We start from the raw sequence: 9,944 nt of genomic DNA on the forward strand, positions 1-9,944 counted from the left end.
GCGGGGCCTGGCCCTCCGCCAGCCGCTGGGCCGCGCGCAGCTTGGCGCTGGACGCGCGGGAATTGCGGGCCAGTTCCGCCTCGCTGGCGGTGACGGGCTTTCTAGTCAGCACGTCCACGCGGGCCTTGTGGCCGCACTCGCAGCGGGACACGCTGCGCGGGCACACGCAGCCCTGCGATTCGTCACGCAGGCGATGCTTGACGATGCGGTCTTCCAGCGAATGAAAGGTGATCACCGCCAGCCGCCCGCCGGGGTTCAGCCGGTCCAGGATGCGGTCGAGAAAGCGTTCCAGTTGGCCCAGTTCGTCGTTGACGGCCATGCGCAGGGCCTGAAAGGTGCGGGTGGCCGGGTGGTTGCGCGAGGTGGCGCGCCACTTGGCCGGGTAGGCCCGGTCCACGATGGCCGCGAGCTGGGCCGTGGTCTCGATGGGGCCTGCGGCGCGGGCGTCCACGATGGCGCGGGCGATGCGTCCGGCCATGGGGTCTTCGCCGTAGCGCAGGATGATGTCCTTCAGGACGTCCACGGTAGCCCGGTTGACCAGGTTGGATGCCGGGGCCTCGTCGCCGTCCCGGTCCATGCGCATGTCCAGCGGGCCGTCGGCATGAAAGCTGAAGCCGCGATCAGCCATGTCGATCTGCATGGACGACACGCCGATGTCGATGAGCGCGCCATCCACCTTGTCCCAGCCCAGCTGGTCCAGCGCCGCCTCGAAGGCCGCGTAGCGGGTGTGGAAGAAGTGCACGCGCCCGCCCCACTGGGCCAGACGCTGGCGGGCCAGCCCCAGCGCCGTGATGTCGCGGTCGAGGCAGCACAGCTCGCCGTCCGGACCGATGCGCTCCATGATGGCGGCGGAATGGCCGCCAAGGCCCACGGTGCCGTCCAGGTACCTGCCGCCGGGGCGGGGGGCCAGCGCCTCCAGCACCTCGTCCAGCAGCACGGGCACGTGCAGCGTGGCGGCACGGGTCCCTTCCGTGGAATCGGAGGCGGCCTGCGGTGTGGTGGAGTCGGGTGCGCCGGTCATTGCATTGTCCTGTGCCTCGGGAGGGCTGTTTCCAAAGCCGGATTTTCGTTCGTTGGCAAGGAAAACGGGCCTGCCATGAGAGAGTATGCCTCAGCCGTTGGGCGAGCTTGCGAGCCTTACGGATGAGGACCGCAGAGCTATGGCAGGCACAGTTTGACCGCTCTGCGCTCGATGCCCGTAAAGCTCGCTGACTCGCTTAACGGGCACGCCATGCGCCCTTCGGGTCGGTCAGCCAACGGGCGAAAAGACCATTTGGGACAGCCCCTAAAGGGAAAGTTCGATGCCACTGTCTGCCAGTTCCGCGGCCACGTCGTCGAAGTCCTGCGCCACGATGCCGTCGAAGCGGCCCTGGTCCCAGATTTCGAAGCGGCTGCCCTGGCCCAGCAGCACCACGTCCTTGGTGATGCCCGCGTAGTCCATGTGCGACCGCGAAATGCGCACCCGGCCCTGCCCGTCCAGTTCCATGAGTTCGGCGCTGCCGATGACCAGGCGGCGGAAGTCGCGCATCTTGCGCGAAGGGTTCTTGAGGGTGGAGAACTTGCGCTCGAAGTCTTCCCAGTCGGGCAGGGGGTAACCCATGACGCAGTCGTCGAAGCTGGTCAGCACCAGCTTGCCGCCATCGGCACGCGACACGAGAATGTCGCGGAAATCCGGCGGCAGCATCAGTCGCCCCTTGGGGTCGAGACTGCGGTGGGAACGGCCTCTGAACAACATGAGAACACCACTTGCCTGTCATTTCGCACTATTGCGCGACACACCAGAACTACAACCCTGCTTCCACCGTCCCCCCCCCGCATGCCGTGTCGGGCATTTGCCTTCGGAAGGAAGGGGCTTTTTCGGAAGACTCTACCACTTTTTACCACAATTTCCCACTTTCTCTATGATATGTTGGGCACTGTCAAGCCGTGGCCTCCGGCAGAGTCTAGAAAATTTCTAACGGGAGTTTCCCTGCACGAGACTTCCTTGATAGTAAAAATTATTTCAGCAAGATACACAGGAAAAGCACCAAACCCCAAAGCCTGCGGCACCTCCCTCACGCAAGGGCCGCGCGTGCGCTGCCGCACGGCATTTCGGGGCACCCGATGGCCCGCCCCTTCCCATTTGTTGTGCGCTGCCCCGGCCTGCCCTGATATTTTTACGAAACGCATGGGGACACAAAGGGTGTCGGCACGATATACGGGGGTATCCGCCGCGCGCCCCCGCAAGACAGACGGCACCCTCCATGACGCACAAACGGCTTGACAAGATACAACTTATTGCACAGGGGTGGATCATGAGAACGAAGATAATCGCCACCATAGGCCCGGCATCGCGCTCGCGTGAGGTGCTTTCGCGCCTCATCGCCGCTGGAGTGCGCATCTTTCGACTCAACTTTTCCCACGGCAGCGCCTCCATGTTCGTGGATCTGGTGCGCCTGCTGCGCGAACTGGAAGCCGAATGCGGCAGCCCGGTGACCATCCTGCAGGACCTTTCCGGCCCCAAGATCCGCATCGGTGAAATTCCGGACGGCGCCATCTCCGTGGGCAAGGGCGACCGCGTGCTGTTGGGCCCCAAGGCACCTGCCGGCGCCGTGCTGCCGTTCATCCCCTTCACCAATCAGGCCGTGTTGAACGGGCTGGAAGCCGGCGACAGGCTGGTGCTGTCCGACGGCGGGTTGCAGTTCCGCGTGCTGGGCACTGCGCCCGAAGGGTGCTTCGAACTGGAAGCCGACAACAGCGGCATCATCACCTCGCGCAAGGGGCTGGCCCTGCCCGGCAAGTCGGTGCGGCTGCCCGCCCTGACCGAAAAGGACCGCAAGGACCTGGCCGACGGCCTGGAACTGGGCGTGGACGCCGTGGCCCTGTCCTTCGTGCAGACGCCGGAAGACATCCGCGACGCCAAGGAAATCATCGCGGCCAGCGGTCGCAGGCACATCCCCGTCATCGCCAAGCTGGAACGCCAGAACGCCGTGGATCGGCTGGACGACATCCTGGCCGAGGCGGACGTGATCATGGTGGCCCGCGGCGACCTGGGCGTGGAATGCCCCCTGCCCGCCCTGCCCGCCATGCAGAAGCGCATCATCCGCGCCTGCAACCGCGCGGCCAAACCGGTCATCGTGGCCACACAGATGTTGCTCTCCATGGTTAACAGCCCCTCCCCCACCCGCGCGGAAACCACCGACGTGGCCAACGCCGTGCTGGACGGGGCCGACTGCGTGATGCTTTCCGAAGAAACGGCCATGGGCAACTTTCCCGTGGAGACCGTGGAATTCATGAAGGAAATAGCCGCCAAGGCGGAAGAACTGCACTTCGAGACGCAGCGCCTTGCCGAACCGGCGGACGAAAAGGGCACGGCGGAATTCCTGGCCTACGCGGCCTGCCTGCTGGCGGAAAAGACCGGTGCCAGGGGCATCGTTTCGCACAGCATGACCGGCGCATCCGCACGGCTCATTTCTTCGCGCCGCCCGCGCCAGATGGTCTGGGCGCTGACGCCCGACTCCGCCGCCCTGCGCGCCCTGAACTTCTCGTGGGGCATCGTGCCGCAGGACATCCCGGTGGACATCCCCGGCCACGTGGCACGGGCCGAGCGTTTCGTGGATACCGCGCCCGACTTCGAAAAGGGCGACAACGTGGTCATCACCGCCGGGCAGCCCAAGGCCGGACGCAAGCCGCGCGGCACCAACATGGTGAAGATTTACAGAAAATAACGGCAAGCGGCGTCCGGCCCCGCCCAGGGACCGCCGGAACGGACCGGACGCCACGGCACCAGCCGCGCATGCCACGCGGGCACCACAAGGGAGCTACCCACGGTGAAGGCAACCATTCCCGACAATATCTCCGAGGAATACTACCAGATCAGCACGGAGATACTGTCGAGCTTTCCCAAATACCGTCCCCCGGTGGACCTGTTCCGCTTCCGTGAAGACCTGGCCCAGTTGCAGCCATACACCCGCAAGGGCGCACGGCTTACCAACGACCAGGTGGAAGAGGTGCAGCGCATGTGCGAAGCAGGCGACCTGTTCGTCTCGCGCTCGGACCATCCCATCTATTCGCAGCACATCGTGCACCAGCTTGACCTCGTGCTGGTGGACAGGAACCTGAAGGAAGGCGAGGTCGCCGACATCTTCCAGCAGGCCCTGACCCTGCGGGTGAACGAATTCATCGACCAGCCGGTGAAGCCGGTGTTCGAAGTGCTGTACCGCGACGTGATGGTGCTGACCGAGTACCTGTGGCAGGACAGGCACCGGGTGAAGCAGTTCATGCGCCGCCTGTACCGCGAGCATTCGCTGGCCAGGCACTCGCTGAACACCCTTTCGGTGGGGTTGTGGCTCCTGACCACCTCCATGGGCGACAACCTGAAGCGCCGCGACCTTGACCGGGCGGCGCTGGCCCTTCTGCTGCACGACCTGGGCATGGCCAAGGTGCCCGCGTTCATCCTGTCCAAGTCCACTCCCCTGAAGCCCGACGAAAAGGACAAGATCCCCCTGCACCCGCTGGTGGGTGCGAAGATCATGCACAAGATGGGGCTGGCCTTCGACGAACTGCGCCAGTGCACCCTGGAGCACCACGAGCGGCTGGACGGTTCCGGCTATCCGCAGAAACTCAAGGGCGAGCAGATCAGTCGGTTGGGCCGCATCTGCGCCGTGGCCGATTCTTTCTCGGCCATGATCAGCACGCGGCCCCACGCTCCGGCCAAGGAACTGGTGCCAGCCGCGCAGGAACTGGCGGCGGACAAGGCGCGCTATGATGCGCGCTACACCTCGCTGCTGCTCAATGCGCTGGTGACCAACGCCTTCGGCGCCACCGGCAAGCCCAAGACCGAAGCCCCGGCCAGGGAATGACCCTGAGGGTCGGCACCGGGCAACGACCTTGCCGCATGACACTGGTGGACGACACTGGGGCAAGCGGAGGCACCAGAACGCGGGCCGCCCCCCGACCCGACGCGAGACGCCGCGCCACAGGCGCCATCCCGCAAGGCGCACGCCTGCACAGCCCCCGTATCCCCCACTCCGCGCAACGTAAACGGGCCGCCCCCTTTCGGGAGCGGCCCTTGTTCTTCGCATGAACAGATCGGCAGGGTTCGGGACAGGCCCGCTGGTCAAACAGAGGCCAGACAGCCAGACTGGCAGACGGACCGTCGCGCTGGCGTGGCAGGTGGCACAGACGATGCGGACAAGGCAGGCAAAGCCCGCAGGCCGCATGCAACTGGTGATTCGCGGGCATCATGCGCCGCGCGGTGCTGCCCGCCAGTGCCGCGCCGCAATACCCTAAACGCGGCTGATGATCTCGCCGCTGATCTCGCGGAACACGTCATTGATCATGATGACGCCCAGCACCTTGCCCGCCTCGGTCACCACGGCGTAGCTGCGCCCCTTCTTCACGAAGCTTTCCAGCACCACCAGCAGCGGGTCGTCGGGGGCGACCTGGGTCATGTCGCGGTCCATGACATCGCGCACCTTGGTGGAACCGGCCACCTTGCAGGCATTGCGGTAGATGCGGTCGAAGCCGTCTTCCTCTATGCCGCGCAACGAGCCGCTGCGCAGCAGCGAATCCTCCATGAAGCGCACGGTGTCCCACACCGAAAGCGCACCGCGCAGCATGTCGCGCTCGTCATACACCAGGGCGCACAGGCAGCCCGCCCCGCCCCCGCCGTCGGGTCCCACGCAGGAACTGAGCTTGCGCATGGCCTCGGCCAGCGAATCGTCCTCGCGCAGCTTGGGGAATTCATCCCGTACGATGTCCCAGGCACGCTTTCGCAACAGCATCGATACTCTCCTCGCAATGTGTTCGTGGACATCATCAGGCCGTCCGGAGCGTCAGCGGAGCATTCGCGAAGTTTCCGGGGCCGCCCCGGCCCCACGGCGAAATCGGGCCGGGATGGGGCATGGCGTCATCGTTATCAAAACTCGCCCCGCTTGTCTCCTCTTTCACAAGACCTGCGGGCGGATGCGATGCGGAAACGTCACCACACTCCGCACATCCGGCGCGGCATCCTGCCGCAAGTCAGGCGAAGCCGTGACCATACCGGGCGAGCAGGTGGTGTCGGCGCAAGAGCGCATTTTGGCTTCTGCCGAGGAAAAACACGGCTTGATGGACCATAAAGGGACGCACCGGCCAAGCCCGCGTCACAGGCGAGGGCAGTGCAGGTGGGGATTTTGTTCTTTGCCAAGGAAGAACGCCGTTCCATGAAGGGAGTGCCTCAGCCGTTGGGTGAGCGGAGCGAACCTTACGGATGAGGACCGCAACGCGTACCTTTGTGGTACTCGACCGGAATGAAACGGCGGTTTGACCGCTCTGCGCACGATGCCCGTAAGGCTCGCACGCTCGCCTAACGGGCACGCTTCGCGCCCTTCGGGGCGGAGGCAGAGGGCAAAAGCCCCCATACACTGCCCTCGCCTAGTCGAAGTCGGCGAAAAGCGCCCCCACATGCAACGGCCCCAGCGTCACCCGGCGGTACTCGCTGCGCAGCCGCGCGATGGCCTCTTGCAGATGGCTGGACGTCACGCCGTTGCGCACGGAGGTGTGCGCCTCGATGAAGGCGGCCAGGGTGTCGCAGGCCTTGACCAGACGACCGTCCTTGGGGTCCAGCGTGTCGATGTTGCAGGTGGACTGCAACTCGTCGAAGGTCACCTTGCGGACCACAGACAGTGCGTCGTCCGTGCTGCCATCGCGTGCGGGCTCTCGCACGGTCTCGTCGAACTCCGAGCCGGTGGCCAGCCCCAGGAAGTAGCCCAGGCGGCTGGCCACGTCGCCGTAACCCGCCTTGTCCAGCAGCGAGAACACCCGCTCCTGCATTTCCTGCTCTTCGTACTGCCGGATGAGTTCGGGCAATTGCTTCACGGAGCGCTTCACCGGCGATATGATATCGCGGGTCAGCACTTCCGGCAGGTCGTGGAACAGGCCGCAGAAAAAGTTGTTCAGTCGCCGTGCGGGGCAGGCACCCACGGCGATGCTGAAGAAGTAGGCGTAGCAGGCCACGATGAACATGTGCCCGATGACAGAGGTTTCAGGAATGCGCGGGGTCTGGGACCAGCGTTTCTGAAAACGCAGTTGCCCGCACAGGTTGGCGAAGCGCCCCAGCGCGTTGCTGGATCCGCCGATGAGTTCGGGCACCCCGGCCAGGTCGGCCATGGCGGTCAGGCGGGTCTGGAACGAACCGTCGATGTCCGGCATTTCGTCGTCGAACGTGTTCAGCGGCTTGATGAGGTTGAATTCCCAGCCGCTGGCGTAGAGATGCGCGGCGGTCAGGATGCGGTCTGGCAGGGTATTCTTTTCGCGGCGGCGGATGTACGTCAGCAGGCGCTGCCAGAAATCCTCGTCCAGTGGGCGCACGATGTGTTCCAGTTCTTCCGCCACCCACTCGGTCAGTTCGTTGTAATGGGCCTCGTTCTCTTTTATGCGGTAGAACACCGGCGGCTTGATGTCGGTGATGACCAGCCGGTAGAAATAGTCGAACAGCCCGCCTTCCACCACTTCCGCCCCAAGGCGCAGCCGTTCTTCGGCGGGCAGGCCGCGGGTGTTCAGTTGCAGCAGCAGCCAGGCCACGATCATCTTGTGGGCCTGCTTGTCCACCTCCAGCAATTCCACGGGTCGCAGCTTGTCGTTCCACCGCTTCATGTACGCACCGGAAAAGACGAACTGGAGCAGGCTCTTGCGAATGCTGGGCATGGGTCCTCCCGAGGGGGTTCAAGAAAATCTCTTGGCAATGTATGCGGTCATGGTGTAAAGCTCAAGAGTTTGAAGCGATACGCTTCGGGTTCACGCCACGCAAACCCGCCGGATGGTCCAAGCCAACCTTCCGTCAGTGATCTTGCGGCGCCTGCCCGGTGCCGCCCCGCCCGCCGCTTTCGGCGCAATCGCGCGGGGCAAGTCGCCCACTCCCCAGGCCAGCCGCCCCGTTAGGCGCGCCAGTGGGACCGAAGTGTGGACGACCGCCAGGCGAACCCGCGTTTCCGCAACATGCACCGGGACTGCCGCACAACGCCTGACCGCAGGCGAAAGGCATCTCCGGCCCAATCCGGCCCAGGCCGGTACGGCAAGCATCGCACGCATGATGCCGCCCTGCGGGGGCGGCATTGTCCGTCGCGCGTTTCCACGCCCTTTTTCTGTTGACAAGGGGCGGGGAACCCAATACATAGACCGTTCTTTCGAGCTCGCACAGGAGTACGCTCTGATGAAAACGTTCAGCCCCACGCCCGAGAACATCAACCGCGAATGGTTCGTGGTCGATGCCTCCGACCTGGTTCTCGGCCGCCTTGCCACCCAGATCACGCATCGCCTGCGTGGCAAGCACAAGCCCGAGTTCGCCCCGCACATGGACAACGGCGACTTCATCGTCGTGGTCAACTGCGAAAAGATCAAGGTCACCGGCAACAAGCTTGCCGACAAGAAATACTACCGTCACTCCGGGTATGTCGGCGGTCTTCACGAGATCACCCTCGAGAAGCTGCTCGCCTCCCATCCGGAACGCGTGCTGATGAACGCCGTGCGGGGCATGCTGCCCAAGAACCGGCTTGGCCGCGCCATGCTGAAGAAGCTCAAGGTCTACGCAGGCCCCGAGCATCCGCATGCCGCCCAGAACCCGCAGCAGCTCGCCATCAAGTACTAACCAGATCGAGCCGGAGAGAATCATGGCCAACGAATTCAACTACGGTACCGGTCGCCGCAAGACCGCCACGGCCCGTACCCGCCTGTACGCAGGTTCCGGTCAGATCGTGGTGAACGGTCGCCCCTTCGAAGACTACTTCCCGCGCAAGTCGCTGCAAATGATCATCCGCCAGCCCCTGGTGCTGACCAAGAACGTCGAACGCTTCGACATCAAGGTCAACGTCTGCGGCGGCGGCGTGACCGGCCAGGCCGAAGCGGTGCGCCACGGCATTTCCCGCGCCCTGCTCGAAGTCGAGCCGGAACTGCGCGGCGCCCTGAAGCGCGCCGGTTTCCTGACCCGCGACGCCCGCAAGAAGGAACGCAAGAAGTACGGCCAGCGCGCTGCCCGCGCCCGGTACCAGTACTCCAAGCGTTAATCGCTTCCATACGCTGCCTTTCGGGCAGGTCCGCTTCGGCGGGCCTGCCCTTTTTGCGTTGGCACGGTCGCGCGGGTCAAGCCGGGGCAACGCAGCAATGCGCAGCGCACGGCATGCGCCATCCGCCCTGCCCTTGCCGCCCCCGAGTGTTGACACCGCATGCCGCCGCCGACTACACAGGCAGTCGCGCCGGGCTTGCGCCGCAACGATTTTCCGGCCACGGCCCGCCCATATTCGTCCTGCCAGCGCGCAGGGCTTCGCCACAGGACTTCACATGACCACTCCCGATCCGCTCCTCGCCCTTGACCCGGCTCGCATCGCCCCCGACGGGTGCGTCAGCATCATCGGCATGGCCGGTGCTGGCAAGACCACCGTGGGCCGCGAACTGGCCCTTCAGCTTGGCTGGGCCCACGTGGACACCGACAACCTCATCGAGGCCACCTATGGAACCCGGCTGCAAGCCGTGGCCGATTCCATGGACAAGGAAAGCTTCCTGGACGTGGAGGCGGGCGTCATCCGCCGCATCGGCGCGCGGCGCACCGTGCTGTCCACCGGCGGCAGCGTGGTCTATCGCCCCGAGGCCATGGCCCACCTGGCCGCGCTGGGGCCGCTGGTCTACCTCGAGGTCTCCCTGCCGCTGATCCTGCAACGCATCGCCATGAACCCCGACCGGGGGCTGGCCATCGCGCCGGGACAGACCATCGAGGATCTGTACAACGAGCGCATCGCGCTGTATCGCCGCCATGCCAGCTTCACCGTGGCCGCCGATGCGCTGTCGCCCGGCGGATGCGCCGCGCGCATCGTGGCATGGCTGACCGGCGGGGAGGCGTGATGTCCACCAGCAAGCCTGGCCGCAAGCCTGCCCCCCTCGCGTCATCGCGCATAGTTGCCGCACTGAACGCGGCCGGCCGCACCGCCGCC

9 protein-coding genes are annotated in these 9,944 nt (G+C 65.1%); 5 read left to right on the plus strand and 4 right to left on the minus strand.

Going from position 1 to position 9,944, the window contains the following annotated elements:
• Both rsmH and mraZ read right to left on the minus strand, forming a co-directional pair.
• The coding region (gene rsmH / locus FVW20_RS00405; protein WP_231038742.1) for a 16S rRNA (cytosine(1402)-N(4))-methyltransferase RsmH at window positions 1–1,021 on the minus strand (1,021 nt) is incomplete at its 3' end.
• Between the two features lie 264 nt (window positions 1,022–1,285).
• The gene (gene mraZ / locus FVW20_RS00410) at window positions 1,286–1,735 is read right to left on the minus strand and encodes a division/cell wall cluster transcriptional repressor MraZ (RefSeq protein WP_167122195.1); all 450 of its coding nucleotides are present in this window, start codon (window positions 1,733–1,735) and stop codon (window positions 1,286–1,288) included.
• 559 nt (window positions 1,736–2,294) lie between these two features.
• Between mraZ and pyk the strand changes: the two genes are divergently transcribed.
• Together pyk and FVW20_RS00420 are read left to right on the plus strand one after the other, a co-directional pair.
• Window positions 2,295–3,707 (plus strand): pyruvate kinase, encoded by a 1,413-nt coding sequence (pyk, locus tag FVW20_RS00415; protein WP_196607812.1) that lies wholly within the window; start codon window positions 2,295–2,297, stop codon window positions 3,705–3,707.
• 102 nt (window positions 3,708–3,809) lie between these two features.
• Window positions 3,810–4,841: an HD-GYP domain-containing protein gene (locus tag FVW20_RS00420; RefSeq protein WP_196607813.1), complete on the plus strand. Its 1,032-nt coding sequence runs from the start codon at window positions 3,810–3,812 to the stop codon at window positions 4,839–4,841.
• A gap of 426 nt (window positions 4,842–5,267) precedes the next feature.
• On the opposite strand, the gene FVW20_RS00425 is transcribed toward FVW20_RS00420, so the two are convergent.
• Window positions 5,268–5,765 carry a CBS domain-containing protein gene (locus tag FVW20_RS00425; protein ID WP_196607814.1) on the minus strand — a complete coding sequence of 166 codons (498 nt, stop codon included), beginning with the start codon at window positions 5,763–5,765 and terminating at the stop codon, window positions 5,268–5,270.
• A gap of 631 nt (window positions 5,766–6,396) precedes the next feature.
• The gene (locus tag FVW20_RS00430) at window positions 6,397–7,668 is read right to left on the minus strand and encodes an HD domain-containing protein (protein WP_196607815.1); all 1,272 of its coding nucleotides are present in this window, start codon (window positions 7,666–7,668) and stop codon (window positions 6,397–6,399) included.
• A gap of 505 nt (window positions 7,669–8,173) precedes the next feature.
• Between FVW20_RS00430 and rplM the strand changes: the two genes are divergently transcribed.
• The 3 genes from rplM to thrB all read left to right on the plus strand — a co-directional run bounded on the left by rplM (window position 8,174) and on the right by thrB (window position 9,855).
• Window positions 8,174–8,608 (plus strand): 50S ribosomal protein L13, encoded by a 435-nt coding sequence (gene rplM, locus FVW20_RS00435; protein ID WP_167122187.1) that lies wholly within the window; start codon window positions 8,174–8,176, stop codon window positions 8,606–8,608.
• A 22-nt stretch (window positions 8,609–8,630) separates the two neighbouring features.
• Window positions 8,631–9,023, plus strand: a complete 393-nt coding sequence (gene rpsI, locus FVW20_RS00440) for a 30S ribosomal protein S9 (RefSeq protein ID WP_007522928.1) — start codon at window positions 8,631–8,633, stop codon at window positions 9,021–9,023.
• A gap of 274 nt (window positions 9,024–9,297) precedes the next feature.
• The gene (gene thrB / locus FVW20_RS00445; protein ID WP_196607816.1) at window positions 9,298–9,855 is read left to right on the plus strand and encodes a homoserine kinase; all 558 of its coding nucleotides are present in this window, start codon (window positions 9,298–9,300) and stop codon (window positions 9,853–9,855) included.
• Window positions 9,856–9,944: the final 89 nt, after the last annotated feature.

This window comes from Nitratidesulfovibrio oxamicus (assembly GCF_015731765.1).
GTDB lineage: Bacteria > Desulfobacterota > Desulfovibrionia > Desulfovibrionales > Desulfovibrionaceae > Cupidesulfovibrio > Cupidesulfovibrio oxamicus.